Consider the following 26,251-nt stretch of genomic DNA (forward strand, 5'->3'; position numbering starts at 1 on the left):
ACGGCGCCCGCGCTCCCCAGCCACGGGCGGCCGTCCGGTTGCACGGGAACCCCGCGACCCCGGCTCTAGAAGGTGAAGAGGCTCGCCCCGAGGGAGCCCTTCACACACTCGTTGGCGAAGGTGCGCTCGTAGGAGACGCGCTTGCCCTGCCAGACGCCGTCGACGGTGACGACCACGGGGTTGTACTCCTTGGTGCAGTGGACGTCGTCACGGGCCTGGAACGCGTCGAGGTCGCCGCCCACGCCGCGCAGTTCGGCGCAGGCCGCAGCCGCCGCAGGATGTGTCCCGGAGGCGGTCGGGGCGCAGGTCAGGGTGACCGCGCGGGCCGGGGTGGCGGTGGCGGCGCTGTCGCCGTGGCCCAGGGTGAGGACCAGGGCGGAGGGGGCGTAGAGCGAGTCCGGGGCGGCCAGCGCGGCTCCGGTGAGGGGGCCGCAGACGGCGCCGGCCGTGAGGGCGAGGGTCGCTGCCCAGCGCGCGGTGTTCCGCATGGTGTGCATCCTTCCGCTGATACGAGGGTGGTGCCGCGCCCGGCACGGTCGGTGCCGGGGCGGCGAGCGCGAGTCTGCCGAGTCCGCGGCCGGAACACACATCGACCCCACGCGTTTCAGTAACCTTTCGTGTTGAATCAGTGGCGCGAAGTCACGGAATTCGAACACCGGATCCCAGTAACCACGCGGTTCTTGATCGTCGTTCCCGACCGAATGGCCGGTTCATACCGGCTCTGCAATCGGCCTGAAACATTCCGGTTGAGCTCTCGGCGCACTCCGTCCCGTCCCCTTGCGTTCATGTTCCGGTGGAGTAATCGTCATTACATGATTACGACCGAGCAACGAGAGCAACTGCGCGGCTGGTTCGCCGGGCGCCTGCCCGACGACCTCTTCGAGGAACTGGCCGAACTGACCGTCGACCGTGAGGAGATCACCGTCGTAGGCCGCATCCCCGCACCCCGGCTGGCCGAGGGCGCCTCGGCCACCGAGCGGGAGGCGGCCGTACGGAGCCGGATGCAGGAGTTCCGGGAGCGCACCCGCGAGGCCCGGATCGAGGTGGCCCGCGAGGCCGAGCACCGGTTCCGCCGCAAGGTGTCCTGGGGCGTGGAGTGCGCCGGGGAACGCGCCCTGTTCACGCACGTGGCCGCGCCCGTGATGACCCGGCTGCGGCAGCCCGAGCGACAGGTGCTGGACACGCTCATCGCGGGCGGCGTGGCCCGCAGCCGCAGCGACGCGCTCGCCTGGTGCGTCCGTCTGGTCCAGAAGCACACCGACGACTGGCTCACCGAACTGCGCGACTCCCTCGAACACGTCCAGCGCGTACGGGCCCAGGGGCCCGACGCCGAGCCGGAGGACGCGCCCACGGACACCGAGTGATGGAGGTTTCGCACATCCGCGACACGAATGATGGACAAACCGTCCTCTGGTGCGGGCCTTGACCCCGGCCTTACCGTCGGCAGACCCCCGAGAGGACGGCCTCCTCTCCCGCCGCCCACCCCCGCGACGACGACCGGCCGCCCCCGACAAGCCCCTCCCCCGCGCCACGACGCGCTCCACCGCCGGTCCCCCTCGTTGGAGCCCCCTTGTCCCCGCAGCCCCCGCAGCCCGACCCCTCGTCCGCGCCGTCCCTGACCGAGGTCGAGACCCACGGTGTCGACCGCATCCCCGACGCGGACCGCACCGCCACCCCGCTGGACCTGTTCCGGCTCGCCTTCGGCGGCGCCAACACCTTCTCCACCTGTGTGCTGGGCGCCTTCCCGATCCTGTTCGGCCTCTCCTTCTGGCAGGGCCTCGCGGCCACCCTGCTGGGGGTCGTCGCGGGTGCGCTGATCCTGTGTCCGATGGCGGTGTTCGGACCGGTCAACGGCACCAACAACGCCGTCTCCTCCTCGGCGCACCTGGGTGTGCACGGCCGTGTGGTCGGCTCGTTCCTCTCCCTGCTGACGGCGATCGCGTTCTTCTCCATCTCGGTGTGGAGCTCCGGCGACGCCCTGGTCGGCGGCGCCCACCGGCTGTTCGGACTGCCGCGCGGCGATCTGAGCTACGTCGTGGCGTACGCGCTGTTCGCCTGTCTGGTCCTCGCCGTGTGCGTGTACGGCTTCCGGTTCATGCTGTTCGTCAACAAGGTCGCGGTGACCTCGGCGAGCGTGCTGTTCCTGGCCGGCGCGATCGCCTTCGCCGGCGACTTCGACCCGTCGTACGCGGGCGTCTTCACGGACTCGGCGGACGCGGCGACGCAGTCCCTGTTCTGGCCGTCCTTCATCGGCGCCGCCCTGATCGTGCTGTCGAACCCGGTGTCGTTCGGCGCGTTCCTCGGCGACTGGTCGCGCTACATCCCGGCGAGCACTCCGCGCCGCCGCGTCATCGGCGCGGCGTTCCTGTCGCAGATCGCCACGCTGCTGCCGTTCCTGTTCGGCCTGGCGACCGCCAGCATCATCGCGACCAAGGCCCCGGACTACGTCGACCCGGCCGCACCCGACTTCGTGGGCGGACTGCTCGCCATCTCGCCGAGCTGGTTCTTCCTGCCGGTGTGCCTGCTGGCGCTGATCGGCGGCATGTCGACGGGCACGACCGCGCTGTACGGCACCGGCCTCGACTTCTCCTCGGTGTTCCCCCGGCTGTCCCGGGTGCAGGCGACGCTGCTGGTCGGCGTCGCGTCGATCGCGTTCATCTTCGTCGGGCGGTTCGGCCTGGACCTCGTCCAGTCCATCTCGACGTTCGCCACGATGATCATCACCTGCACCACGCCATGGATGGTCGTGATGATCCTGGGCTTCTACACCCGGCGCGGCTGGTACGACCCCGACGCGCTCCAGGTCTTCAACCGCCGTCAGCGCGGCGGCCGTTACTGGTTCGCGCACGGCTGGAACTGGCGCGGCATGACCGCCTGGTGGGTCTCCGCGCTGCTCGGTGTGCTCTTCACCAACATCCCGGGCCAGTTCGTGGGCCCGCTGGGCGACCTCGCCGACGGGATCGACATCAGCCTGCCGCTGTCGCTGGTGGTCTCCGCGGTGCTGTTCCTGACACTGCTGCGGGTGTTCCCCGAACCGCGGGCCGTGTACGGGCCGGAGGGTGCGCGGCTGGCACGGACCGTCGACGTGCCGGTGCCCGCCATCACCGGGCCGGGCGCGGAGTGCGGCGAGCCCGAGCCGGTCACGGTGGCGAACGGCGGCTGACCCCGGTGTTCTGAGCGGCCCTTACTCGCCAGTATCGTCGGAGCGCAACGCGTTCTCAGCGACGAGAGGCGGGACCCACGGATGGCCAGGCACTGGGCGGATTTCCAGTACGAGATCTATCTCAACGGGCTCTCGGGGGCCGTACCGCGGCTCCCGACCGATCTGACCCGCCTGGAGGAGCTCACCGAGCAGCGGCTCGGGCCGGGGCCGGTCGGGTACGTCGCGGGCAGCGCGGGCGACGGCAGCACGGCCCGCGCCAACCGGGCCGCGCTGGAGCGGCGGCGGATCGTGCCGCGCATGCTGCGGGACGTGCACGAGCGGGACCTCGCCGTCGAGGTCCTCGGCCGGCCCCTGCCCGCCCCGCTGGCCCTGGCACCGGTCGGCGTGCTGTCGATCATGCACCCGGACGCCGAGTCGGCCGCCGCCCGGGCCGCCGCCGCACAGGGCGTGCCGTACATCCTGTCCTCCGCCTCCAGCACGCCGATGGAGCAGGTCGCGGAGGCGATGGGGGACGCCGAGCGCTGGTTCCAGCTGTACTGGCCCAAGGACCCGGAGGTCGCCCGGAGCTTTCTGCGGCGGGCCAAGGCGTCCGGGTTCACCGTGCTCGTCGTCACGCTGGACACGCCGCTGCTGGCGTGGCGGCCCCGTGACCTGGACCAGGCGTACCTGCCGTTCCTGCACGGCGTCGGCACCGCCAACTACTTCTCCGACCCGGCGTTCCAGGCGGCGCTGGCCAAGCCGGTGCACGAGGACCCGAACGCGGCGGTGCTGCATTTCGTGGGCATGTTCGCGGACCCCGCGAAGACCTGGCCCGACCTGGCGTTCCTGCGCGAGAACTGGGACGGCCCCATCGTACTGAAGGGCATCCAGCACCCGGACGACGCCCGGCTGGCCGCCGACGCGGGGATGGACGGCGTGATCGTCTCCAACCACGGAGGCCGGCAGGTCGCCGGGGCGATCGGCGCCGCCGACGCGCTGCCCCGGGTCGCCGAGGCGGTCGGCGACCGGCTCACCGTCCTGTTCGACAGCGGCGTCCGCACCGGCGACGACGTCTTCAAGGCACTCGCGCTCGGCGCGCGAGCCGTGCTCGTCGGACGGCCGTACGTCTACGGCCTCGGCCTCGACGGTCAGGCCGGCGTCGAGCACGTGATCCGCTGTCTGCTCGCCGAACTCGACCTCACCCTCGCCCTGTCCGGACACGCCACACCCACCACGGTGGGCCCCGCCGACCTCACCGAGGCCCCCGTATGACCGACCCCGAGGCCGAAGGTCCCGCCGTGGCCGACCCCGGATCCGAAGGGCCCGCCGTGACCGACCCCGAAGCCGAAGGACCCGCCGTGGCCGTTCCTGAGAACCAAGGGCCCGCCGCGACCGCCCCCGAGACCCAAGGGCCCGACACGACCGCCCCGAAGAACGTGCTCGCCGTCATCGCCCCGCATGTCGGCGGCCGTACCGCCGGTGCCGGGCTCGCCACGCTCTTCCCCGGCGAGGCCGAGGTCACGGTCGTCGAGCGGACCGACGAGGACCCCGAAGCCCTGCGCGCGGCGCACGTCGTCGTCACGGCCCTCGCCCCGGTCACCGCCGAACACCTCGCCGCCGCACCCGAGTTGCGGCTGGTGCAGTGCGCGAGCCACGGCTTCGACTACGTCGACGTCGAGGCCGCCCGGGAACTCGCCGTGCCGGTCTGCACCATCGGCTCCAGCGGCGCCGAGGCGCGGAACGTGGCCGAGCAGACCTTCGCCCTGATGCTCGCGCTGGCCAAGCAGCTGGTCCCGGCCCACAACGCCCTCGTCGAGGCCGACTGGGCGCTCCCCCGCCTCCAGCGGTCCCTGACCGAACTGTCGGGCAAGACGCTGGGCATCGTCGGCCTGGGGCAGATCGGGCGCGAAGTCGCCCGGCGCGCGGTCGCGTTCGACATGAGCGTCGTCTACGCGGGACGGCGCCGGGTGCCGGAGGAGACGGAGGCACGACTGGGCGGTGCCCGCCATGTGCCGCTCGACGAACTGCTGCGGGTCTCGGACTACGTCTCCCTGCACGCGCCCCTCACCGACGACACCCGCCGTCTCCTCGACGCCCCGCGGCTCGCGCTGCTCAAGCCGACCGCGTTCGTCGTCAACACCGCGCGGGGCGCGCTGATCGACCAGGACGCCCTCGCCGACGCCCTGGGGAAGGGCGCCCTGGCCGGGGCGGGCCTCGACGTCTTCGACCCCGAACCGCCCACCGCGGCCCTGCGGTTGCTGCGCGCCCCGAACGTGGTGCTGTCGCCGCACGTCGGGGGCGTCACCCGGGAGACGCTGGTGCGGATCGCCCTGGCCGCCGTCCAGAACGTGGCCGGCTATCTGGCGGGCGATCCGCCCCGGGACATCGTCAGCGGGCCCGCCCCCGCTCGCTGAGGTCGACGGCCCGCACGGACGGGGCGCCGGAGCCGGCATCCGAGAGGGCGCCGGTGCCGGGTGAGACGGGGTCCGTCACCCAGCGCTGCTGGTCGGAGCCGTCACGGACCTTGACGACGATGTCGGCGTCCGGCTCCCCGCTGGTGGAGGTGACGGCGAGCTGGTCGTCCCAGCGGGTGAGCAACTCGCCCTGCACGGTGATGTCGTAGCGCACATCGGCGGCCCGCTTGCTCTTGTCGTCCGCGCAGGTGCCGAGGATGACCACACCGGCGTCGGCGTGCGAGTCGAGGCACAGGTCGGGGTCGGCGGCACTGCGCAGCAGCCCGTCGTCCTCGTCGTAGGTCCATTTCTGGGTGTCGTCGTCCGAGCAGGTCTCCAACGCGGTCGCGGCGCCCTTCCGCACCGTGCCCCGGATATCGAGGCAGAGGTCGGAGCCGACGTTGCGCAGCCTGGATCTGCTGGGCGCCAGGGGGAGTTGGGCGGTGCCCGGCGGGGACGCGGAGACCCCGTCCGGGGCCGACTCGCTGCCGGTCGCGCTGGTGGAGGCGGCCGGGTCGACGCCGCCGTCGTCCGACCACAGGCTCGTGGCGAGCACACTGGCGATCAGCCCGGCGGAGGCGAGGCCCACACCGGTCAGCAGCACCCGGGAGGAGCGGGGGCCCTCGGGGGGACGGCGGCCGGGCGAGGGGATGCGGGACAGCAGCCGCCGGCGTCCGCCGCCGTGCCGGCCGCCACCCTGCCCGCGGGAGTCCGGCACGCCTTGCCCGCGCCGGGAGTCGAGATAGCGGCGGGCGCCCCAGCCGAGCACGGCCTCGGCGAGCAGCATGCCCAACCCGCCCTCGAAATGACTGAGTTGTTCGGCGGCGAATCGGCAGTAGGGGCACTCGTCCAGATGCTGCTGGACATCCGGCAGCAGTGCTCCGCCGCGGCGAATCGGGACGTCGAGGAGGCGGTTGTAGAACCGGCAATCCTTGGTCGGCGCGAGTTCCCGATGGGCATGTACACAACCCTCACGGAATTTGTCACGCGCCTGTTCGAGAGCGGCCTCGGCGCTGACGGTGTCCATACCGAGCAGGGCGGCGGGGACGGCTATCGGCTCGGCCTCGACCTCGGTGTGCCAGAGCAGACAGCGGGCGAGTCCGGGCAGCGCGAGGAATGACCGCTCGGCGAGTTTGCGATTTTCGGGCGTCATGGACTTCGCCGCCCGCATACCGCGACCGCCAGCGGGTTTCACGAGGTCCGGAAGAACGCCGGATATTCGGTCCTCGGTCGACCACTCGCGGACCGTGTCCCGCGCGCGTACGAGGAGGCGGGGGCGCAGCGCGGTGGCGGGCTCGCCGAGGGCGAGCCGGTCGAGGACTTGGTGGAAGGCGGCCGCGGTGACCATCGAGGCCACCTCCGAACGGGCGGCCAGGCAGATGACGGCGTACTCGTGGACCGGCTGCCAGTGGCGCGCCATCAGCAGCGCGGCCGACTGGGCCGCCTCGCCGTCCGGACGGCCGCGCAGATGGGCGGCGAGGTCGTCGTCGGATTCCCCCGGAACGCCGCCGGGCGGCGGGTACGGAGGGCGAGGGGGGTGGGGGGTGGGCACTGAGCGGGTTCCTTCCCACGCATGTGGTTCTGTGCTTCAACTCTCCGAAAAGGAGCGGGGACGGATGTCCTCTTCGGTGAGGCGCGAGGAGCGTGAATTCACGGCGGCTCGTCCGGCCCGGTTCCCCACGGGACGAATGAAGACCCGGCCTTTACCCCCCGCACGGGTAGTTCACCCTTGCACAACGGGGTCATGACCAACAAGGCACTTGAGCAACATCAGCATCATTGAAAGATAGTCAGAAACAGGGCCGGCGCAGCTCTCCCCGCCTGGCTTTCGCTATTCCACACGCCCCGTGTGAAACACGCGCACGCGCCGGGGCATCGCGCACGCTCCCGGCGCGCACCACCCCGTAGTGCACTGGTATCGGCCCCTCGGAGGCCACGCACAGGACGGCGGCTCTCCTGTGCGCAACCGGCCGCCGACCCCGATCCTCCCGCCCTCGGTCGGCGGCCCCGAGGGCAGACCGGGGTCGGCCAGGCCGGCCGATGCCTCGTGTGACGCGCCCTCAGATCTGCCAGGAGCGCAACCGGTCCGCGGCGCCGTAGACGTCGGTCTTGCCGGAGATCAGGTCGCGGGCGAGGTCGACGAGGGCGCCGTAGGGCGGGTCGATGCCGACGCCGCTGACGAACATGTACGCCACCGCCGTCGCGCAGGCGAAGCGGGCGTTGGCCGCGGGCAGTGGTTTGAGCAGGGCGAGGGTGTGCAGCAGTGCGGCGGCCCGCCAGGCGGGGTCGGAGTCCACGCCGAGCCGGGGCGGGTCGACGCGGTGCCGGGCGACGGCGGCCACCAGCGCCGAGAAGTCGTTGACCGTGGGCTGGTCCGGCAGGACCTCTTCATGGCGCTGGAGCAGCCAGGGGACGTCGATGTGGACGACGGAGGCCATCGGTCAGACGGCCCGCCGCTTGCCGTGCCCGGCCGGTTCGTCGTCGGGAAAGGCGGCGGCGAATTCGTCGGCATGGGTCGCGAAGAACCGCCGGAACGCCTCCGCGCCTTCCTTCAGGGCGCGATGCCGCGCGATGTCGGCGGCGGCCGCCTCCCGGACGAGGGCCTTCATCGACGTACCGCGCTCCTTGGCGATCTGCCGCAGGTCCTCTAGCTCACGATCACTGAACTCCACGTTGAGAGCTGGCATGCCCCAACGGTACCGCCGGGGTACTCAACCGTAAATACCCCCAGGTCACCGCCACTCCAGGCAGGTACCTCCGGCACCGAGCACGACGTCCGAATCCCGCCGGTGACCGGCCGCCCGGCGCAGCAGACTCGTAGCCATGGACACGGACACGCACACGCACACGGACACCCACACCGGCACGACGACCTTCACGACGATCGAGAGCCCGCTCGGCGTACTGCTCCTCGTGGCCCGGGCAGGAGTGCTCAGCTCGCTGTCGATGCCGGGGCAGCGCACCGCACCGGCCGTCCGCGCCGACTGGCGGCGCGACGACGACGCCTTCACCGAGGCCACCGACCAGCTCACCGCGTACTTCGCGGGCCGGCTCACCCGGTTCGACCTGCGGTTCGCCACCGACGGCACCGACTTCCAGCGGCGCGTGTGGCAGGCGGTCGACGCGATCCCGTACGGCACCACGACGACGTATGGAGCGCTCGCCGCGCAGCTCGGTGTGGCGCGGGCCGACACCCCGGCCGTGGGTGCGGCGCTCGGCGCCAACCCCCTGCTGATCGTCCGGCCCTGTCACCGGGTGATCGGCGCCGACGGCTCGATGCGCGGGTACGCGGGCGGCGTGCAGCGCAAGGTCCGGCTGCTCACGCACGAGGGCGCGCTGCAGCCGACGCTCCTCTGACGGGAGGCTTTCATGACCCTCACCCTGAACCAGGCGCGCCGCCGCGCCGCCGGGACCGACTGGGACGCGCTCGCCGCGGAGCTGGACGAGCACGGCAGCGCGTCCACGGGACCGTTGCTGACGCCCGCCGAGTGCCGTGACCTGGTGGCCCTGTACGAGAAGCCGGAACTGTTCCGCACCACCGTCGACCTGGCCCGGCACCGCTTCGGCTCGGGCGAGTACCGGTACTTCACCCACGACCTGCCCGCCCCGGTGGCCGCGCTGCGGGCCGCGCTCTACCCGCGCCTGCTGCCGATCGCCCGGGACTGGGCCGCCCGGCTCGGCCGTGCGGCACCCTGGCCCGACTCCCTCGCCGAGTGGCTGGAGCGCTGCCACGCGGCCGGGCAGGACCGGTCGGCGCAGATCCTGCTGCGGTACGGGGCGGGCGACTGGAACGCCCTGCACCGGGACGTGTTCGGCGAGCTGGTCTTCCCGCTCCAGGTCGTCGTCGGGCTCGACGTGTACGGCACGGACTACACGGGCGGCGAGTTCCTGATGGTGGAACAGCGGCCCAGGGCGCAGTCCCGGGGCACGTCGACCGTGCTGCGGCAGAGCCACGGCCTGGTCTTCACGACCCGGGACCATCCGGTGCGCACTCGCCGCGGCTGGTCCGCGGGCGCGATGCGACACGGCGTGAGCACGGTCCACTCGGGCCACCGGCACACCCTGGGCCTGGTCTTCCACGACGCCTCCTAGGCGCGCGCCCAGAGCCCCTTGCGCCGGTAACCGGCCTCCCAGAACAGCCGGTTGAGGACGCGGACCGGCGGGGGCATGCTGCCGAGGAACCTGGCACGGGCGGCGGGCGGGGCGCCGTCGACGACCCACGGCACGAACACCGCGGCCCCGCGCACCCCTTGGGTCTCCCGGATGCGGCCGATGAAGGCACCCCAGTCGGCGTCCGTCAGGACGTCCTGGAGCAGGGGCAGGGCAGCGTCCTCCTCGTGCTTGAGGTGGTCGTCGAGTGTGGCGGTCAACGCCCGGACCAGATCGCCGAGTTCGGGCGCGCGGTCGGTCAGCGCGGTGTCGACGGCGGCCAGCAGCGGGTCGATGCGGGCGTGCTCGTCCTCCATCGCGTCGAGCAGCGCGAGCTCGCGCGGCCGCCCGGCGACCCGCTCCCTGACGCGCGGCCACAGCCCGGCGTCCTCGGCGGTGTGGTGGACGTGCAGCTGGTGCTGGAAGTTCTGCCAGCCGGCCCGGACCGCGGGGGTGCCGGCCCGTCCTTCGGCGACAGCGTCGGCCAGCCGGGCCAGATCGCGGCGGAAGGCGTCGTGGGACGCGTACATGGCGGTGAAGTCGATGGGCACGGGTCCTCCTCGGTGCCCGCGGATGCGGACTCCCGGTCAAGAGGCCGCCGCGCCGCGACGGTGTGACAGGGCGCCCTTTCCGTGAGGCGCACGTCACATTTCGGCCTTTCGATGTCACATGCACGCCCCCGGAACCCCTCGCACTAGTGAGCGCGTACCGGGAGGCCCACGCATGTCCAAGATTCGTTTTCCCGAGGCCGACGAGGCGACGGACGTCTTCGTCGGCCATCGTGAGCTGCTGTTCGGCATCGTCTACAACATGCTGGGCAGCGTCGCCGACACGGAGGACGTCCTGCAGGAGACCTGGCTGTCCTGGACGGCCCGGCGCCGGATCACCGACTCGCCTCTGGACGGGATCGCCAACCCGCGCGCCTATCTCGTCCGTATCGCCGTGAACCACGCCCTCGGCCGACGTGCCGCGATCAACCGGCGGCGCGAGACCTACGTCGGCCCGTGGCTGCCCGAGCCGCTGGTCGCGGACGACACCGCCGACGACGCCGCGGTGCGCACCGAGTCGGTGTCCCTGGCGATGCTGGTGGTCCTGGAGTCCCTGACCCCGCTGGAACGCGCGGTGTTCGTGCTGAACGAGGTGTTCGGGTATCCGCACACCGAGATAGCCGAGATCCTCGGCCGCACCCCGGCGGCGGTACGGCAGGTGGCGCACCGGGCCCGGGACCATGTGCATGCCCGGCGGCCGCTGTACGAGGCGCATCCGCGGGTGCGGCGGGAGGCGACCGAGCGGTTCGTGGAGGCCGCGCTCGGCGGGGACATCGGCGCGCTGATGGAGATCCTCGCGCCGGACGTGACGGTGTGGACGGACGGGGGCGGCAACCGTCGGGGCGCGGGGCTGCGCCCGGTGCGCGGCCGGGACAAGGTAGCGCGCCTCATCGACGGGTTCCGCTCCCGCGGTGCCTCGCTCGACCTGGAACTGCGCTACGGGCGGGCCAACGGCGACGCGGCGGCCGTGCTGTTCGAGGACGGGATGCCGTACGCGGTGATGGTCATGGACCTCACGCCCGAGGGCGACCGGGTGTCCGACATCTTCATCGTCGCCAACCCCGACAAGCTCGGGCACATAGAGCGGCAGGAACGATGAGCGGGGAGCGGATCGCCGACTGGTTCGACGACCGGCTCGGCATCCACTCCCTCGGCCGGCGCTATCTGCGCAAGGTCTTCCCGGACCACTGGTCGTTCCTGCTCGGCGAGATCTGCCTCTACAGCTTCGTCGTGCTCATCCTCAGCGGCGTGTGGCTGACGCTGTTCTTCCATCCCTCGATGAACGAGGTGACGTACCACGGCAGTTACGTCCCGCTCAACGGCGTGCGGATGTCCGAGGCGTACGCCTCCACGCTGGAGATCAGCTTCGACGTGCGCGGCGGGCTGCTGATCCGGCAGTTGCACCACTGGTCGGCGCTGGTGTTCGTGGCCGGGATGCTGACGCACATGATGCGGCACTTCTTCACGGGCTCGTTCCGCAAGCCGCGCGAGGTCAACTGGGTGTTCGGCTGGACCCTGTTGTTCCTCGGGCTGTTCGAGGGCCTCTTCGGCTACTCGCTGCCGGACGACCTGTTGTCGGGGACCGGACTGCGGTTCGTCAACGGGGCGCTGCTGGCGGTGCCGGTCGTGGGGACGTATCTGTCGATGTTCCTGCTGGGCGGCGAGTTCCCCGGGAACGACATCGTGGCCCGGTTCTACTCGCTGCACATCCTGGTGATCCCGGGCATCATGGCGGCCCTCGTCGTGGCCCACGTCCTCCTGGTCGTGTACCACAAGCACACGCAGTTCGCGGGCCCGGGCCGGACCGAACGCAACGTCGTGGGCGCGCCGTTCATGCCGGTGTACCTGGCGAAGGCGGGCGGCTTCTTCTTCCTGGTCCTCGGCGTCCTCACGCTCATCGCGGCCGTGGCGGGCATCAACCCGGTCTGGCAGTACGGTCCCTTCCGCGCCGACCAGGTCTCCACGGGCGCCCAGCCGGACTGGTACCTGGGCTTCGCCGAGGGGCTGGTGCGGATCATGCCGGGCTGGGAGATCACCCTGTGGGGGCACACGCTGGTGCTCGGCGTGCTGATCCCGATCGTGGTGTTCCCGCTGCTGCTGGTGTTCATCGGCGCCTACCCGTTCGTGGAGGCCTGGATCACCGGCGACCGCCGGGAGCACCACCTCCTGGACCGCCCCCGCGACCGCCCGGTCCGCACGGCGATCGGCGCGTCCTGGATCAGCCTCTATCTGATCCTGCTGGCGGGCGGCGGCAACGACATCGTGGCGACCCGCCTCCATCTGTCGATCAACACGGTGACGTGGCTGGTGCGGATCGGGGTGTTCGTCGTCCCGGCGGCGGTCTTCGTCGTGACCCGGCGCATCTGCCTTGGCCTGCAACTCCGGGACCGGGAGCTGGTGTCGCACGGCCGGGAGACGGGCGTGATCAGGCGTCTCCCGCACGGCGAGTACGTCGAGGTCCACGAGCCCCTCGACCAGGCCCGCCGCCACACCCTGACCGCGCACGAACGGCCGAAGGAACTCGTGGAGCACGAACGCTAGTCACCAGGCCGGGCGGGGGTCGCGCAGGTGTTCCGGGGTCTGGTGGGAGCGCCAGCCCTCCCCATGCTGGTCCGTGCGGACGAGGTAGCCCGGACTCGGCGCGAACTCGAAGGTCTCCGGGGCCGGGTCGTGGAGGCGTACGGTCCGCGGGAGTTCGATCTCGACCAGCTTCCCGTCGTGGATCATCCAGAGCCCGAAGCAGTCGTCCTCCTCGTCGTGGATGAGGACCTGCACGGACTCCGGACGGTCCCACGGCAGCGACTCCAGATGCTTCAGCAGCCCCGTCCGCGACCCCACCCGGACGAACTCCGAGGCCCAGCTGTACATCGTGCCGGCGCCGAGGGAGCTGGGGACGGGCACGAACTTGCCCTTCCAGCTCCGCTCGTCGTCGTACTCCAGGAGGGGCTCCATGACCTGCCCGGAATTGCCCAGTGCCAGCACGATGACCTCCGCGATTCTGCTCATGGGCGGAGTATCACGGTGCGCGTGGAGCCCCCGCGAACCGTTTTCCGTCTACGCCTGGTCCGCCACGAAGGAGGCCATCCGGGCCAGGGCGGAGTTCCAGTTGATGGTGTGCTCGTTGGTCGACCAGGACTGGATGTCGTCGATGTAGCAGAACTGGCCGACGCAGCCCTGGAGCTTGCTCTGTGCGTAGGGGTCCTGGATGCCGGAGTTCGGCCCGCCGGCGAGGGTGCCCTTGGGCGGGTTCGGCAGGTTGGGGTCTAGCTGATGGGCGTACCAACGGCTGTGCTGGTTGTGGGAGTTCACCTCGCCGTAGCCGGTCACGTACGACATGTTCAGCGCGTTGCGGCCGAAGAGGTAGTCGACGCTCTGGAGGGCGCCGTCCCGGTACTTCGTGGCGCCGGTGATGTCGTACGCGGTGGCGATGACGATGCCGTTGTGCAGGATCTGGTGGTTGGAGCCCCAGTCGTAGAGGTTGTCGGCGGGCGCGTACGGCATGCCGTACGCCTGTGACTTCAGCGTGGTGAGGTAGCGGTCGGCGCCCTTGACGACCGACTGGCGGACCTTGTCGCGGCCGGGCAGCTTGCTCGGCACGGTCGCGAGGTCGAGGCGGGCCGCGGCGGCCGTACGGGCCCAGTCGTAGCCGAGCGGGCCGAAGATGTCGGCGGTGTGGACGGGCGAGTTGAGGACGTAGTCCGCGAACTGCTTCTCCCCGGTGGTGAGATACAGCTCGGCCGCCGCCCAGTAGAACTCGTCGGTGGCGTCGGTGTCCGGGTAGGCGCCGCCGCCGGTGCCGTCGTTCGGGTCGGCGTGCAGGGCGGGGTGCGCGAGCGCCGCGGTCCAGGCCGTGCGGGCGGCGGCCAGGGTCTTCGCCGCGAACGCCTTGTCGTAGGGCTTGTAGAGACGGGCCGCCTGCGCCGCGGTGGCCGCGAGGTTCAGGGTCGCCTCGGTGGTCGCCGGGTGCAGTTCACGCTTCTGCGGGTCCTCGCTCGGCAGCAGCGGCAGGCCGGTCCACGCCTCGTCGTGGATCTTGTGATGGGCCATCCCGGCCAGCGGCTGCCCCGCGGGCACCTGCATCTTCAGCAGGAACTCCAGCTCCCAGCGGCTCTCGTCGAGGATGTCCGGCACCTTGTTGCCGCTCTCCGGGATGGCGAGGGTGCCGTCGCCGAGCTTGCCGGGCCGTCCGGTGCGGGCGTGCAGGGCACGCTCGTAGGTGCTCAGCAGCTCCCAGGTGGAGATGCCGCCGTTGACGACGTACTTGCCGTGGTCGCCGGCGTCGTACCAGCCGCCGGTGACGTCGAGCTTGTAGTCGCAGACGCCGGGCTGGCAGGGGACGGCGGAGTCGCCCTGGTTGGGCGCCACGTCGACATGGCCGGCGGCGCGGCTGTAGCCGGGGCGCAGGTCGTCGCGGATCGCGATGCCGCTGCGCTGGGTGTAGTAGTACTTCAGCGCGTCCAGGCGGAGCTGCCGGTAGGCGTCGGTGCCGATGTCGAAGGGGCGGCTGGTCTCCCCGTCGGCGACCAGCGTGTAGCCGGTGCCGGCCTTCCGGTACGACCCGAAGTCGATCGAGTGGACGTTCTGCCCGGAGGACGCGTCTACGCCCCGCGGCGTGGTCGACCCCTTGGCCACGACGGTCCCGGAGGCGTTCTTCAGCTGCCAGGGCAGCTTGCCCGTCGCGTCCGTGACGAGCGTGGCGTTCTTCGGACCGGACGGCAGATAGGCGACCTGGTTCACGCGCACCCGCGGCCCGGTGTCGGGCTCGTACACCTCGGGCGGCACTCCGCCGAGCAGGGACACGTCGTCCATGCAGAACGTCCAGGGGTCCGCGCTGCCGCCGAGCTGGAAGCCGACCTGCGCCTGGGTGGCGTCCACGGGTGAGGTGAAGGTGTAGGAGTAGCTGTTGCCGGAGACGCTGAGCTGCGGGCTGACCTCGAAGTAGGTGTCGTACGGAGCCACTTGGAGCCCCACGATCGCGCGCACGACATGCCCGTCGGGCAGACCGTCCGCGGTGAAGGCGAACTTGTACGTCTCCCCCTTGACCAGCGTGACGTCGTTCTGGCCGACGGCGGCGTCCCAGCGGTTGGTGGTGCCGCCCGGCACGTCCGCGCACAGCTTCCCGCCGGACACGCCCGCGGTGACGTTGCTGGTCGCCCACCAGGGATCGGTGCCGTTGTCGAAGGTGCCGTTCTTGAGCTGCTCGACCTCGTCGGCGGTCGCCGGGGAGGTCGGCGCGGCGACAAGTACCGCTCCCAGCAGGGCCGTCAGGGACAGCAGGGTGGTGTTGCGTCTTTTCACGTCCGGGCTCCTCCGGTGAGCTACGGGCGGCGCATGGGAGCGCTCCCAAGAGACGGTCGGAGGCCATGCTTGTTGCAGGCATGACACCTCGTCAACGGTCCGGACCGGACTGGTTGCCCAGATCCCCCGGACGGGTGCCGAACTCCGGCACCACGCAGGGTCGTCGAGGGTGCGGAGCCGCATGGCCGCCCCCACCCGCCACATCGGCCGGATTTACCTCTTGACCCCCGGGCGGCCCCGCCATCGGGTGGCTGAGGGGGTTCCCGTCCGCGCCCGGGCCGGACGCACTAGGCTGGAACTCAAGTGACTGCCTTGTTCACTGTGAGTGTCCGCAATGGAGTGGCGACGATGAGCCCGGACTACCCGTTCGACGATGCCGCGACGGCACGGGCTGTCATCGACGAGCGGGGCAGAGTCGTGGAGTGGAACCGCGGCGCGGAGCGGCTGCTCGGACACCCGGCCGCCGACGTCGTGGGCCGTCCCGCCGAGGACCTGCTGGCCGACGACGACGTCCCGGGGGCCTTCACCCCGGCCGAGGCGCGCTGGGACGGCACGGTCACGCTGCGCCACCGCGACGGCGGCACCGTGTCCGTGTGGCTGCTCGCCCACCACCGCCCCGCCGAGGACGGCACACCGGGCGACTGGCTCGTCGTCACCCCGTTGGAGGGCGGCGGCCCCCGCTCCGCCGACGACCCGCTGGCCACCGCGGCGCTCGTGCAGTCGCCGTGCGCCGTCGCAGTCTACGACGACCGGCTGCGGCTGAGCCATCTCAACGACGCCATGACCGAGGTGATAGGGCTCCCGGAGGAGCGCATCCGCGGCCTGCGGCTGTCGGAGATCGGCGGCAAGCCGCAGAGCGCGGAGCTGGAGGGGCATCTGCTGCGGGTGCTCACTTCCGGCCGGGCCGAGGATGTCCAGGCCTACATGCGCACCGGCGGCGAGCCGCTGGCGCACGCCTGGCTGGCCCGGATGGCCCCGGTCACCGACCGTGAGGGGCGGGTGCGGGGCGTCTGTCTCGCGGCGCACGACTTCACCGAGAACTACCTCGCCCGCGAGCGGCTGCAACTGGTCAACGAGGCGAGCGTCCGCATCGGCAGCACGCTCGACGTCACCCGGACGGCTCAGGAGCTCGCCGACGTCTGCGTGCCCGCGCTCGCCGACTTCGTCAGTGTCGACCTGCTGGACCCGCAGGAGGACGCCGATCCGCTGCCGCCGGTCGCCGCGCCGATCGGGCTGCGCCGGGCGGCCCACCAGTCGGTCAACCCGGGCACTCCGGAGGCGGTGATCAAGCCTGGGCAGATCGAGGTGTACCCCGCCTCCTCGCCGCAGGCGGACTCGCTGGTGGCGGGCCGTACGATCGTCGCCACCGTGGCCTCCGGGCAGCTGGACGAGTGGCTGAACTGGAACCGGGCGCGCGGCGAGGCCGTGCGGCAGTTCGGCGTCCACTCCACGATGTCGGTGCCGATCCAGGCCCGCGGTCTGACCCTCGGGGTCGCGGTGCTGACCCGGTTCCGGCGGCCTGATCCGTTCACCCCTGACGACGTGCTGCTGGCCGAGGAGGTCACGGCCCGCGCGGCCGTCTGCATCGACAACGCCCGCCGTTTCTCCCGCGAGCGGGAGACCGCGCTCGCGCTCCAGCGCAGCCTGCTCCCCCGCTCGCTGCCGCGCACCGCGGCCGTGGCGGCGGCCTCGCGGTATCTGCCGGCCGCGCGGGCCGGGGTGGGCGGCGACTGGTTCGACGTGATCCCGCTGTCCGGGATGCGGGTCGCGATGGTCGTCGGCGACGTCGTCGGCCACGGCATCCAGGCCTCCGCCACCATGGGCCGGCTGCGCACCGCCGTGCGCACCCTCGCCGACATCGACCTGGCTCCGGACGAACTCCTCACCCACCTCGACGACCTGGTCGTACGGCTGTCCACGGAGGCCGGTGCCGAGGGCAGTCCGGGCGAGGTCGGGGCGACCTGTGTGTACGCGGTCTACGACCCGGTGTCACGGCGCTGCACGCTGGCCCGGGCCGGCCATCCCGCACCGGTGCTGATCCCGCCCGGCGGCGCACCCGAGCAGCTCGACCTGCCGTCCGGCCCGCCGCTGGGCGTGGGCGGGCTGCCCTTCGAGTCGACCGAGCTGGAGCTGCGCGAGGGCTCGGTGCTGGCGTTCTACACGGACGGGCTGGTCGAGTCCCCGGAGCGTGGCATCGACGCCGGGCACGAGCTGCTGAGCCAGGCGCTGGCGGTGTTCTCCGATTCGCTGGACGAGACCTGCGACCGGGTCCTGCACGCCCTGCTGCCGGCCGGCGGCTCCACCGACGACGTGGCCCTGCTGCTGGCCCGCACCCGGGGGCTGCCCTCGTCCCAGGTGGCGACCTGGCACATCCCCGCCGACCCCGCGCTCGTCGCCCCCATCCGCAAGCAGGTCGTCGACCAGCTCGCCACCTGGGAGATGTCGGAGGCGTCGTTCACCGCGGAGCTGGTGGTCAGCGAACTCGTCACCAACGCCATCCGGTACGGCGCCCACCCCATCCGGCTGCGCCTGATCCACGACGCGACCACGCTGATCTGCGAGGTGTCCGACACCAGCCACACGGCCCCGCATCTGCGCCGCGCCAAGACCTGGGACGAGGGCGGCCGCGGGCTGCTCCTGGTCGCCCAGCTCACCCAGCGCTGGGGCAGCCGGCACACCACCGACGGCAAGACGATCTGGGCGGAGATCGGGCTGATCGAGGAGGAGTGACCGTTCAGGGCCTGCCCTACGGCTCCTCGGTCAGCACCAACGGCTCGACCAGCAGCGGGTGTTCGCGCTCCAGCCGGTCCAGCGCCTCCAGCAGGTCGATCCGCGAACCGGCGACGACACGGGTGGTGCGCGGTTCGGCGCGTGGGTCGTCGACCGTCGGGGCGGGCTGTTCGACGGCGGAGGCGCGGGACGCCCTCGGCTCGGTGCGGGCCAGGGGCTGAGGCGTGAGCTTTTCCGGCCATGGACGCATCGGACTCGGCCGAGGGCGCGAACTTTTCCGGCCGTGGACGCATCGGACTCTCATGACGGGGCACAACGCGCCGTACGAGGAGTGAGACGACATGGTGAACACGTACCGGCCCGTACGCCGGGCCTCCCTGCTCGTCGGCGCGGCCACCGTGCTGAGCCTGCTGACCGCCTGCGGTGGTGGCGGCGCGGGCGACGCGGCGACCGCGCCCTCGACGCCGCCCGGCACTGCCGCGCCGGCCACCAGCGGCGTGACCTCGGCGACGCCCTCGGTGCCACCGAGCGCCGGCCCGACCTCACCCACCCCCTCGTCGCCGCCGATCGCGAGCCCGGCCGCCGGCACCCGCTGCCACACCTCCGAGCTGGAGGCGGTCCTCGGCCGCAACGACCCGGGGGCCGGGCAGGAGAACTTCCCCGTGATTCTCACCAACACCTCATCACGGACCTGCACCGTCCGCGGCTATCCGGGCGCCGCCTTCGTCGACGCCGCCGGCAAGCAGCTGGGGCCGGACCCCGAGCGCTCCCCCGGCACGCCCACGACCGTGCGCCTGGCGCCGGGGCAGAGCGCCTGGTCGGGCATCACGTTCGCCAACCCGCAGATCAGCGGCGCCCGCACCGCCAACCCCGACGCCCTGCTGGTGACCCCGCCGGACGAGCGGGAGCCGCTGAAGGTGTCGTGGTCGGCGGGAGAGGTGCCGGTCTCCGGAAACGAGTCCACGGTCTCCCTGACGGTGTTCGGCAAGGGGCCCGGCGCCTGACCGATCCCCGCGCCCCCTACCATCGCGATCTCTTACCCGGGCCTGCTCTCATCGCAGGGCACGGCTCGACCACGCTCCGAAGGATCCCCCCCCTGAACACCCCGCTCGCCGAAGTCCTGTCCATAGCCCTGCTCGTCGCCGTACTCGCCTGGGCCGTGAGCCGACCACGCGGTCTGCCGGAGGCGGTGCTGGCGGTCCCGGCAGCCGGGCTGGCGATCGCCACCGGCGCCATCTCGCCGGAGCACGCGTGGGCCGAGGCCGAACGGCTCGGACCGGTGGTCGGCTTTCTCGCCGCGGTGCTCGTGCTCGCCCACTTCTGTGACGTCGAGGGGCTCTTCCGGGCGTGCGGGGCGTGGATGTCCCGCCGGGCCGCCGGCCGCCCCGGCACCCTGCTGGCCTCGGTGTTCGTGCTCGCGTCGGCGATCACGGCGGTCCTCAGCCTGGACGCCACCGTGGTGCTGCTGACGCCGGTCGTGCTGGCCACCGCGGCCCGCAGCGGCGTACGGGCCCGACCGCATCTGTACGCCTGCGCGCATCTGTCGAACACCGCGTCCCTGCTGCTGCCCGTGTCCAACCTCACCAACCTGCTGGCCTTCGAGGCGAGCGGGCTGAGCTTCACCCGGTTCGCGGCCCTCATGGCGCTGCCCTGGCTGGTCGCGATCGGCGCCGAGTACCTGGTGTTCCGGCGCTTCTTCGCGGACGACCTCAAGGCCGCCGTCGCCGTTCCCGACGCAGGTGAGGCGCCCGAGCTGCCGGTGTTCGCGCTCGTCACCGTCGGCTGCACGCTCGCCGGGTTCGTGGTGGCGTCCGCCGTCGGTGTCGAGCCGGCGTGGGTGGCGCTCCTGGGCGCGCTGGTGCTGGCCGGCCGGGCGCTGGTGCGGCGGCGGGCCACGCCGCTCACCGTGGTGAAGGCAGCGGCGCCGGGGTTCCTGGCGTTCGTGCTCGCGCTGGGCGTGGTGGTGCGCGCGGTCGTCGACAACGGCCTCGCCGACGCCCTGCGCCGGGTGATCCCGGAGGGGTCCGGGGTGGTGGCGCTGCTCGGGCTCGCCGTGCTGGCCGCCGTGCTGGCGAACCTGATCAACAACCTGCCCGCGGTGCTGGTCCTGCTGCCGCTCACGGCGACGGCCGGGCCCGGTGCGGTGCTGGCGGTGCTGATCGGCGTCAACATCGGCCCGAACCTGACGTACGCCGGTTCGCTGGCGACGCTGCTGTGGCGGCGGATCGTGCAGCGCGACGGTCAGGACGTCGAGCTCGGCGAGTTCACCCGCCTCGGTCTGCTCGCCGTCCCGGCCGCGCTGGTGCCGGCCACGCTGGCCCTGTGGGGCGCGATCCAGCTGATCGGGGTCTGAGGGGCGCCGGCGTCAGTGCCGGCCGCCGCCGTGCCCGCCGTAGCCCCCGTAACCGCCGCCGTACCCGTACCCGCCGCCGTACTGACCGCCCCCGTCGCAGGAGTTCGTGTAGTAGCAGGGGACGTCGGTCGGATACGCGGTGCCGGTGGTCGGCGCCGCGGTCGACGGGGTCGGGGACGGCGTCGGTGTGGGGGCCGCCTTCTTCGGGGTGGGCGTGGGGGTCGGGGTGGGGCCGGACATGGCGTCCCAGTTGACCCACTCCATCTGCAGGTCGGCCTTCGAGGTGTCGAAGACCCAGCGCTGGACGGCGCTGTCGTCCTCGCGGGACTTCAGGACCAGGGCGCCGGTGCCGTCGGTGGCGGCGGGGGTCAGGGCCAGGTCCTCGTCCCAGCGCGGCACCAGGTTGCCGCGCGCCGTGAAGTCGTACCGGACGTCCTTGTCCTCGGCCTTCCCGGGGCCGGTGCACAGGGCCAGCTGCACCGAGTAGCCGAGGTGGGAGTCGAGGCAGAGCTCGGGGTCCGCGGCGCTGCGCAGCAGTCCGTCGGGCTCGTACGTCCACTGCTGCGCGGCGGCCGAGGAGCAGTCGGTCACCTCGGTCTCGGCGCCCTTGACGGCCTTCTTGCCGGCGACGGCGACGCACAGCCCGGAGTCGACGTTGTGGATCCGGCCGCTCAGGGTGCCCTGCCCCTTCTGGCCCGAGCCCACCAAGGTCGGGTCGGTGGTGGAGTGGTCCGTGCCGGCGCCGGGCGTGTCGGAGGCGCGGGCGCCCGCGGCCGGGGCGGTGTCGTCGCTGTCGCCGAGGGACCACAGGACCAGCGGGAGCACGACGAGGGCGCTCGCGGTCGCCACGGCCGCGGTGAGGTTGCGGCGGCGGGCGGCGGCCTTCTTCGCCGAGTGCCGTCTGCGGCTTCTGCGCGTCGACGCGGGGCCCGCGGCACGAGAAGCGGGCGGTGTGCCGGGGACGGAGGGGGCGGTACGGGGAAGGGGCGGCGCGTCGAAGAAGGGCTCGCCCGCGATGGTGTGGGCGCCGGCCGCCGCCGGTGCCTCCGGCGAGGGTGCGTCCGCCGCCTCCTGGGCGGCCCGGGTCTCCGCGTAGGCGCGCCCGCCCCAGCCGAGGACCGCCTCGGCCAGGGCGACACCAAGGCCCTGGTCGTTGAACTGGTTCAGCTGGTCGGCGGTGTGCCGGCAGTGCTTGCAGCGGTCCAGGTGGGCGCGCAGGTCGGGGTCGACGTCGATGCCGCCGCGCCGGTAGGTCACGTCGAGCATCCGCAGGAAGCTGCGGCACTCCTGCTCGGGCGCGAGTTCGCGGTGGACCTGGAGGCACTCCTCGCGCAACCGCTCGCGGGCGCGGCCCAGTTCGACGCGGACGTCCTCCTCCTCCAGGCCCAGCAGGGCGCCGGGTATCTCCAGCGGTTCGCCCTCGACCTCGCTGTGCCACAGCAGCGCGCGGGCGGACTGGGGCAGCCGCTGGAACGCGCCGGACAGCAGCCGCCGGTCGGCGGGCGGCAGCAGCCGGGCCGAGGCCCGCTCCCCGTCGCCGGCCCCGGAGCGCAGTTCGGGGTGGAGTTGTTCGCGTCGGCGGTCGGTGTCCCATTCGGCGGCGATGCGTCGCACGGTGACGAGGATCTGCGGGCGCCAGGCGGCCGTCGGTCCGTTGTGCCGCAGGGACTCGCCGAAGAGCCGGGTGAATGCGGCGGTGGTGAGCATTCCGGCGGAACGCGGTCCGTCGGTGCACAGCCGGGCATAGACGAAGGCCGCTTCCCAGTGCCGGTCGAGGAGTTCACCGACGGGGTGGAGGGCGGGCGCCGTTCCCGTCCACTTCTTCAGCTCCGCGCTGAGTTGTGCGTCCGTCACGTCGAAGAGGCGGCCCGGGGCGGTGGAATTCGGCAGGCCTGCGTCTTTCACGGCGGCATTCCTCTCGGGGGCGTGCACAAAAAAGTCCATACCAATAGGCATGGGGTCCCGCCGACGACAGCTCTTGTGGAGCGCGGGGGATCTACGGGAGGGGGCCGCGCACGAACCGGAATCTTCTTGTCCGCGCGCCGACAAGGCCCCACCTTTGCACAGGTCAGCGAGATGTAACAAGAGACCCCGCGGTTTTGTGCATTGCGTGCGCATCACGTGTTTTAGACGATGAGTCAATATGCGAGAGGGTTAAGGAAAGCCCTTCCTGCGACCAACCATTGAACCGCCACTCCAGCGAGTGTCCGGCGGGTCCACGCGCGTCACGTGTCAACCATTGGGCCGCGGGACCGGTACGCGCCGGGCGGCATGCCGAATCGCTCACGGAAGACACGGTGGAAATGGAAGGGGCTCACGAACCCCGATGCCGTGGCCACCCGTTCCACCGGCAGGTCGGTGGCCTCCAGCAGTCGCGCGGCGTGCCGCAGCCGCGCCTCGCGCAGGGCACGCATCGGCGACTGTCCGACCTGCCGGGTGAACAGGTGCGCCAGCCGGGAGGGCGACAGCGCGACACGCCCGGCGAGGGAGTCGACGGTGTGGGGCGCGCCGGGGTCGGCGGCCATGAGTTCCTGCACGCGGGCGATGCGCGGGTCGAGGCCGGGGGACGGGGGACGCCGGCGTGCGGCTCCGGCCGTCAGCAGGACGATCTCCTCCAGTGCGCACAGGGCGAGTTCACGCGCGACGGTGTCGTGCGCCACGGCGATGCGGTCGTCCGGGGCCTCGCCTCCCGGCAGCGGTTCCGCGGCGCCGGGAGGCCGGCGGGCGTCCGTGCGCATCCGGTGGAACGCCGACTCGACGCGGGCGCGCAGCGCGGCCGGGGCCGGGGTGACGACGTACAGGCCGGCGCCCAGGTCGTACGGGCGCAGCCAGGGCAGCCAGGAGGGGCGGGCCTGGCAGTGCGCCCACCAGAACCGCCAGTGCGGGGCGTCCGGCGCCACGCCGTAGCCGTGCGGGGAGCCGGGGGCGAGGACGACGAGGTCGCCGGCGCCGGCCCGGGTCGCGGCCGAGCCGTGGCGCAGTTCCCCGCCACCGGACGTGGTCCAGGTGAACAGCCAACTGTCCGACCCCTGCGGCCGGTTGACGACATAGCCCGGCGGCTCGTCGTAGCGGCCGAGCACGACCAGACCCGCGGGCGGCGCGGGCACACCCGCGGCAGCAGCCTCGGGCAGTCCGTCAGCGGTCACGGGCATCCTCCTGAACTCGCCTCCCACCTAGCGTGACACGCGGACGAACACCGGCCGAGGAGGGGACGCATGACCGTCATGGACAAGGAAGCCGCCGACCGTGTGAGGCAGTTCGAGGAGGAGGGGTTCCTCGTCGTCCGCGGGCTGTTCGGGGCGGACGAGGTCGACCGGCTGTGCGCGGAGTTCACGGCCCTGCACGCGGCCGGGCCGGTGCGCGGGCACTTCGAGCCGCGGCCCGGGGACGACCCGCTGGCGGTGTGGCCGCGGGTGATGCAGCCGCACGAGATCAACGCGCTCGCCCGGCGGATGCTGCTCGACGCGCGGCTGCGGGGTGTCCTGGAAGGACTGCTCGGCGAGGAGGTGCTGGCCGCGCAGAGCATGTTCTACTTCAAGCCGCCGGGGGCGCGCGGGCAGGCGCTGCACCAGGACAACTTCTATCTGCGGGTCGAGCCGGGGACGTGTGTCGCGGCCTGGGTGGCGTGCGATGTGATCGACCGGGAGAACGGCGGCCTGGAAGTCGTTCCCGGTACGCACCGGATGGACCTGTTCTGCCCGGAGGAGGCGGACGAAGGGGTGTCGTTCGCCCGCGAGTACGTGCCGCCGCCGGCGGGACTCGACGCGGTGCCGGTGGACATGGCGCCGGGGGACGTCCTGTTCTTCAACGGCAGTGTGGTGCACGGCTCGCAGCCGAACCGGAGTCCGTCGCGGTTCCGGCGCTCGTTCATCGGGCACTACGTGGGGGCGTCCGCCGAACGGATCGGGGCGTACTACCGGACGCTGTCGATGCGGGGAGAGCGCGTCGCCCTGCGGGAGAGCGAGGGCGCGGGTCCCTGCGGGACGGAGTTCGCACCGCAGGGACCGCACTGAGCAGCGGTCATCCGTGGCCGACGATCGGCCGGGCGGTGTACGGCTGCTCCAGTTCCTCGATCTCCTTCTCGCTGAGGGCGAGTTCGACCGCCGCGACCGCGTCCTCGATGTGGTGGGGCTTGGCCGCGCCGACGATCGGAGCCGCCACCGTGTCCTGGTGGAGCAGCCAGGCCAGCGCCACCTGGGCCCGCGGGACACCGCGGTCGCCGGCGATACGGGTGACCGCCTCGACGATGGTGCGGTCGTCCTCCTGGTAGAGGCGGTTGCCGAAGTTGTCGCCCGCGCTGCGGTCGGTGACCGTGCCCCAGTCCCGGGTCAGCCGGCCCCGGGCGAGCGGGCTCCAGGGCAGCGCGCTGACGCCCTGGTCGGCGCAGAGCGGGAGCATCTCGCGCTCCTCCTCGCGGTAGAGGAGGTTGTAGTGGTTCTGCATGGAGACGAACTTCGTCCAGCCGTGCTTCTCCGCCGTGTACTGCATCTTGGAGAACTGCCACGCGTACATCGAACTGGCCCCGAGATAGCGGACCTTGCCGGCCTTGACCAGGTCGTGCAGGGCCTCCATCGTCTCCTCGACCGGGGTGTGCGGGTCGTAGCGGTGGATCTGGTAGAGGTCGACGTAGTCGGTGCCGAGGCGGGTCAGGCTGTGGTCGATCTCGGTCATGATCGCCTTGCGGGACAGTCCGCCGCCGTTGGGTCCGGACCGCATCCGGCCGTGCACCTTGGTGGCGAGGACGATCTCGTCGCGGTCGGCGAAGTCCCGCAGCGCCTTGCCGACGATCTCCTCGCTGGTGCCGTCGGAGTAGACGTTCGCGGTGTCGAAGAAGTTGATGCCCGCGTCGAGCGCCTGCCGGATCAGCGGCCGGGACGCCTCCTCGTCGAGGGTCCACTCGTGCACACCGCGGTCGGGCAGGCCGTAGGTCATGCACCCCAGACAGATCCGCGACACGTCCAGGCCCGTCGAACCGAGCTTCACGTACTGCATCGTTGCTGCTCCTGCCTTCCGAGTGGTTACGAAGGGGAGCGTACGGTGTCCGGCCGCGCCCCCTCAGGGGTCACCGGTCGAGCAGGTCCAGCGCCCGTTCCCAGCCGAACTCCGCCCCCGGCTCGCCCGCGAACGGCGGCCCGAACCGCACGCCCATCCCCCGCAGTCGTATCAGGCTGTCCTGGTAGGCTGGGTGGGCGGCCAACGCGTCGGCCACACACGGCAGTACGGCCATCGGGACGCCCAGGCCGTACGCCTCGCACAGGGTGGCCACGGCGAGGGTGTCGGCGAGGCCGGCCGCCCATTTGTTGACGGTGTTGAAGGTGGCGGGCGCGACCACGACGGCATCCGGCGGCGGGAAGGGACGGGGCTCGCCCGGGGTGCGCCAGGCGGAGCGGATCGGGCGGCCGGTCTGCGCCTGGACCGCGGCGGTGTCGAAGAACCCGTTCGCCGCGACGGGGGTGGCGATGACGCCGACCTCCCAGTTCCGTTCCTGGGCGGCGGTGATGAGTTCGCCCACGTCGGCGGCGATGCCGGCGGCGCAGACGACGACGTAGAGGAAGGGTTTCTGAGCCTGTTCGATCAC

Annotated in this window: 24 protein-coding genes; 12 read left to right on the forward strand and 12 right to left on the reverse strand. The window is 72.1% G+C overall.

From position 1 onward, the window contains the following. Window positions 1-65 precede the first annotated feature (65 nt). A complete protein-coding gene (locus tag ACFUO4_RS04245; protein WP_383479737.1) occupies window positions 66-488 on the reverse strand; it encodes a protease inhibitor in 423 nt (140 codons plus the stop codon). A gap of 324 nt (window positions 489-812) precedes the next feature. Here ACFUO4_RS04245 and ACFUO4_RS04250 point away from each other — a divergent pair, with 324 nt between their 5' ends. The 4 genes from ACFUO4_RS04250 (at window position 813) to ACFUO4_RS04265 (ending at window position 5,556) form a co-directional block, all read left to right on the forward strand. Beyond that, window positions 813-1,364: a hypothetical protein gene (locus ACFUO4_RS04250; protein WP_079308969.1), complete on the forward strand. Its 552-nt coding sequence runs from the start codon at window positions 813-815 to the stop codon at window positions 1,362-1,364. 206 nt (window positions 1,365-1,570) lie between these two features. Further along, window positions 1,571-3,163 carry a purine-cytosine permease family protein gene (locus tag ACFUO4_RS04255; RefSeq protein ID WP_383479739.1) on the forward strand — a complete coding sequence of 531 codons (1,593 nt, stop codon included), beginning with the start codon at window positions 1,571-1,573 and terminating at the stop codon, window positions 3,161-3,163. Between the two features lie 81 nt (window positions 3,164-3,244). After that, window positions 3,245-4,414, forward strand: a complete 1,170-nt coding sequence (locus ACFUO4_RS04260) for a lactate 2-monooxygenase (protein ID WP_383479741.1) — start codon at window positions 3,245-3,247, stop codon at window positions 4,412-4,414. A gap of 164 nt (window positions 4,415-4,578) precedes the next feature. After that, window positions 4,579-5,556, forward strand: a complete 978-nt coding sequence (locus tag ACFUO4_RS04265) for a 2-hydroxyacid dehydrogenase (protein ID WP_383482277.1) — start codon at window positions 4,579-4,581, stop codon at window positions 5,554-5,556. On the opposite strand, the gene ACFUO4_RS04270 is transcribed toward ACFUO4_RS04265, so the two are convergent. The 3 genes from ACFUO4_RS04270 to ACFUO4_RS04280 all read right to left on the reverse strand — a co-directional run bounded on the left by ACFUO4_RS04270 (window position 5,531) and on the right by ACFUO4_RS04280 (window position 8,282). Further along, window positions 5,531-7,147, reverse strand: coding sequence for an RICIN domain-containing protein (locus ACFUO4_RS04270; RefSeq protein WP_383479743.1), 1,617 nt, complete (start codon window positions 7,145-7,147; stop codon window positions 5,531-5,533). The genes ACFUO4_RS04265 and ACFUO4_RS04270 overlap by 26 nt on opposite strands. A gap of 508 nt (window positions 7,148-7,655) precedes the next feature. Further along, window positions 7,656-8,033 (reverse strand): toxin Doc, encoded by a 378-nt coding sequence (locus ACFUO4_RS04275; protein WP_383479745.1) that lies wholly within the window; start codon window positions 8,031-8,033, stop codon window positions 7,656-7,658. Window positions 8,034-8,036: 3 nt separating this feature from the next. Continuing rightward, complete coding sequence (locus tag ACFUO4_RS04280) at window positions 8,037-8,282, reverse strand: hypothetical protein (RefSeq protein ID WP_383479747.1); 246 nt, start codon at window positions 8,280-8,282, stop codon at window positions 8,037-8,039. 136 nt (window positions 8,283-8,418) lie between these two features. Between ACFUO4_RS04280 and ACFUO4_RS04285 the strand changes: the two genes are divergently transcribed. Beyond that, window positions 8,419-8,952 carry a methylated-DNA--[protein]-cysteine S-methyltransferase gene (locus ACFUO4_RS04285; protein WP_383479749.1) on the forward strand — a complete coding sequence of 178 codons (534 nt, stop codon included), beginning with the start codon at window positions 8,419-8,421 and terminating at the stop codon, window positions 8,950-8,952. A gap of 12 nt (window positions 8,953-8,964) precedes the next feature. After that, window positions 8,965-9,687 (forward strand): 2OG-Fe(II) oxygenase, encoded by a 723-nt coding sequence (locus ACFUO4_RS04290; protein ID WP_383479751.1) that lies wholly within the window; start codon window positions 8,965-8,967, stop codon window positions 9,685-9,687. Here ACFUO4_RS04290 and ACFUO4_RS04295 read toward each other — a convergent pair. Next, window positions 9,684-10,295 (reverse strand): hemerythrin domain-containing protein, encoded by a 612-nt coding sequence (locus ACFUO4_RS04295; protein ID WP_383479753.1) that lies wholly within the window; start codon window positions 10,293-10,295, stop codon window positions 9,684-9,686. The genes ACFUO4_RS04290 and ACFUO4_RS04295 overlap by 4 nt on opposite strands. A 172-nt stretch (window positions 10,296-10,467) precedes the next feature. Between ACFUO4_RS04295 and sigJ the strand changes: the two genes are divergently transcribed. Together sigJ and ACFUO4_RS04305 are read left to right on the forward strand one after the other, a co-directional pair. Next, entirely contained in the window at window positions 10,468-11,391 is a 924-nt protein-coding gene (gene sigJ, locus ACFUO4_RS04300) for an RNA polymerase sigma factor SigJ (RefSeq protein WP_383479755.1), read from the forward strand. Next, complete coding sequence (locus ACFUO4_RS04305; RefSeq protein WP_383479757.1) at window positions 11,388-12,833, forward strand: cytochrome bc complex cytochrome b subunit; 1,446 nt, start codon at window positions 11,388-11,390, stop codon at window positions 12,831-12,833. Before sigJ ends, ACFUO4_RS04305 begins: the two co-directional genes overlap by 4 nt. Here the strand turns inward: ACFUO4_RS04305 and ACFUO4_RS04310 are convergent, their stop codons facing one another. Next, window positions 12,834-13,298 carry a hypothetical protein gene (locus ACFUO4_RS04310; RefSeq protein WP_383479759.1) on the reverse strand — a complete coding sequence of 155 codons (465 nt, stop codon included), beginning with the start codon at window positions 13,296-13,298 and terminating at the stop codon, window positions 12,834-12,836. Between the two features lie 48 nt (window positions 13,299-13,346). Next, window positions 13,347-15,590, reverse strand: a complete 2,244-nt coding sequence (locus ACFUO4_RS04315; protein ID WP_383479761.1) for a glycoside hydrolase family 9 protein — start codon at window positions 15,588-15,590, stop codon at window positions 13,347-13,349. Window positions 15,591-15,938: 348 nt separating this feature from the next. Here ACFUO4_RS04315 and ACFUO4_RS04320 point away from each other — a divergent pair, with 348 nt between their 5' ends. Then, the gene (locus ACFUO4_RS04320; RefSeq protein WP_383479763.1) at window positions 15,939-18,320 is read left to right on the forward strand and encodes a SpoIIE family protein phosphatase; all 2,382 of its coding nucleotides are present in this window, start codon (window positions 15,939-15,941) and stop codon (window positions 18,318-18,320) included. Window positions 18,321-18,336: 16 nt separating this feature from the next. Here the strand turns inward: ACFUO4_RS04320 and ACFUO4_RS04325 are convergent, their stop codons facing one another. Next, window positions 18,337-18,570 (reverse strand): hypothetical protein, encoded by a 234-nt coding sequence (locus ACFUO4_RS04325; protein WP_383479765.1) that lies wholly within the window; start codon window positions 18,568-18,570, stop codon window positions 18,337-18,339. A gap of 91 nt (window positions 18,571-18,661) precedes the next feature. Here ACFUO4_RS04325 and ACFUO4_RS04330 point away from each other — a divergent pair, with 91 nt between their 5' ends. Both ACFUO4_RS04330 and ACFUO4_RS04335 read left to right on the forward strand, forming a co-directional pair. Next, entirely contained in the window at window positions 18,662-19,324 is a 663-nt protein-coding gene (locus ACFUO4_RS04330; protein ID WP_383479767.1) for a DUF4232 domain-containing protein, read from the forward strand. A gap of 92 nt (window positions 19,325-19,416) precedes the next feature. Further along, on the forward strand, window positions 19,417-20,673 hold the full coding sequence (locus tag ACFUO4_RS04335) for an arsenic transporter (RefSeq protein ID WP_383482280.1): 1,257 nt from the start codon (window positions 19,417-19,419) through the stop codon (window positions 20,671-20,673). A gap of 12 nt (window positions 20,674-20,685) precedes the next feature. Here ACFUO4_RS04335 and ACFUO4_RS04340 read toward each other — a convergent pair whose 3' ends face one another. Next, window positions 20,686-22,578 carry a ricin-type beta-trefoil lectin domain protein gene (locus ACFUO4_RS04340; protein ID WP_383479769.1) on the reverse strand — a complete coding sequence of 631 codons (1,893 nt, stop codon included), beginning with the start codon at window positions 22,576-22,578 and terminating at the stop codon, window positions 20,686-20,688. A 320-nt stretch (window positions 22,579-22,898) separates the two neighbouring features. Further along, the gene (locus ACFUO4_RS04345) at window positions 22,899-23,825 is read right to left on the reverse strand and encodes a helix-turn-helix domain-containing protein (RefSeq protein ID WP_383479771.1); all 927 of its coding nucleotides are present in this window, start codon (window positions 23,823-23,825) and stop codon (window positions 22,899-22,901) included. A 63-nt stretch (window positions 23,826-23,888) separates the two neighbouring features. Here ACFUO4_RS04345 and ACFUO4_RS04350 point away from each other — a divergent pair, with 63 nt between their 5' ends. Beyond that, window positions 23,889-24,686: a phytanoyl-CoA dioxygenase family protein gene (locus ACFUO4_RS04350; protein ID WP_383479773.1), complete on the forward strand. Its 798-nt coding sequence runs from the start codon at window positions 23,889-23,891 to the stop codon at window positions 24,684-24,686. A 7-nt stretch (window positions 24,687-24,693) separates the two neighbouring features. Here ACFUO4_RS04350 and ACFUO4_RS04355 read toward each other — a convergent pair whose 3' ends face one another. Both ACFUO4_RS04355 and ACFUO4_RS04360 read right to left on the reverse strand, forming a co-directional pair. Continuing rightward, complete coding sequence (locus tag ACFUO4_RS04355; protein ID WP_383479775.1) at window positions 24,694-25,665, reverse strand: aldo/keto reductase; 972 nt, start codon at window positions 25,663-25,665, stop codon at window positions 24,694-24,696. Window positions 25,666-25,735: 70 nt separating this feature from the next. Next, window positions 25,736-26,251 carry a flavoprotein gene (locus ACFUO4_RS04360; protein WP_383479777.1) on the reverse strand — a complete coding sequence of 172 codons (516 nt, stop codon included), beginning with the start codon at window positions 26,249-26,251 and terminating at the stop codon, window positions 25,736-25,738.

Source organism: Streptomyces sp. NPDC057280, assembly GCF_042668605.1.
Lineage (GTDB): Bacteria > Actinomycetota > Actinomycetes > Streptomycetales > Streptomycetaceae > Streptomyces.

Coding starts and splice junctions, on each gene's coding strand:
- ACFUO4_RS04245 (WP_383479737.1), bottom strand. CDS start 488: ATGCGGAACACCGCGCGCTGGGCAGCGACCCTCGCCCTCACGGCCGGC.
- ACFUO4_RS04250 (WP_079308969.1), top strand. CDS start 813: ATGATTACGACCGAGCAACGAGAGCAACTGCGCGGCTGGTTCGCCGGG.
- ACFUO4_RS04260 (WP_383479741.1), top strand. CDS start 3,245: ATGGCCAGGCACTGGGCGGATTTCCAGTACGAGATCTATCTCAACGGG.
- ACFUO4_RS04275 (WP_383479745.1), bottom strand. CDS start 8,033: ATGGCCTCCGTCGTCCACATCGACGTCCCCTGGCTGCTCCAGCGCCAT.
- ACFUO4_RS04280 (WP_383479747.1), bottom strand. CDS start 8,282: ATGCCAGCTCTCAACGTGGAGTTCAGTGATCGTGAGCTAGAGGACCTG.
- ACFUO4_RS04285 (WP_383479749.1), top strand. CDS start 8,419: ATGGACACGGACACGCACACGCACACGGACACCCACACCGGCACGACG.
- ACFUO4_RS04290 (WP_383479751.1), top strand. CDS start 8,965: ATGACCCTCACCCTGAACCAGGCGCGCCGCCGCGCCGCCGGGACCGAC.
- sigJ (WP_383479755.1), top strand. CDS start 10,468: ATGTCCAAGATTCGTTTTCCCGAGGCCGACGAGGCGACGGACGTCTTC.
- ACFUO4_RS04305 (WP_383479757.1), top strand. CDS start 11,388: ATGAGCGGGGAGCGGATCGCCGACTGGTTCGACGACCGGCTCGGCATC.
- ACFUO4_RS04310 (WP_383479759.1), bottom strand. CDS start 13,298: ATGAGCAGAATCGCGGAGGTCATCGTGCTGGCACTGGGCAATTCCGGG.
- ACFUO4_RS04320 (WP_383479763.1), top strand. CDS start 15,939: ATGAGCCCGGACTACCCGTTCGACGATGCCGCGACGGCACGGGCTGTC.
- ACFUO4_RS04325 (WP_383479765.1), bottom strand. CDS start 18,570: ATGCGTCCATGGCCGGAAAAGCTCACGCCTCAGCCCCTGGCCCGCACC.
- ACFUO4_RS04330 (WP_383479767.1), top strand. CDS start 18,662: ATGGTGAACACGTACCGGCCCGTACGCCGGGCCTCCCTGCTCGTCGGC.
- ACFUO4_RS04345 (WP_383479771.1), bottom strand. CDS start 23,825: ATGCCCGTGACCGCTGACGGACTGCCCGAGGCTGCTGCCGCGGGTGTG.
- ACFUO4_RS04350 (WP_383479773.1), top strand. CDS start 23,889: ATGACCGTCATGGACAAGGAAGCCGCCGACCGTGTGAGGCAGTTCGAG.
- ACFUO4_RS04355 (WP_383479775.1), bottom strand. CDS start 25,665: ATGCAGTACGTGAAGCTCGGTTCGACGGGCCTGGACGTGTCGCGGATC.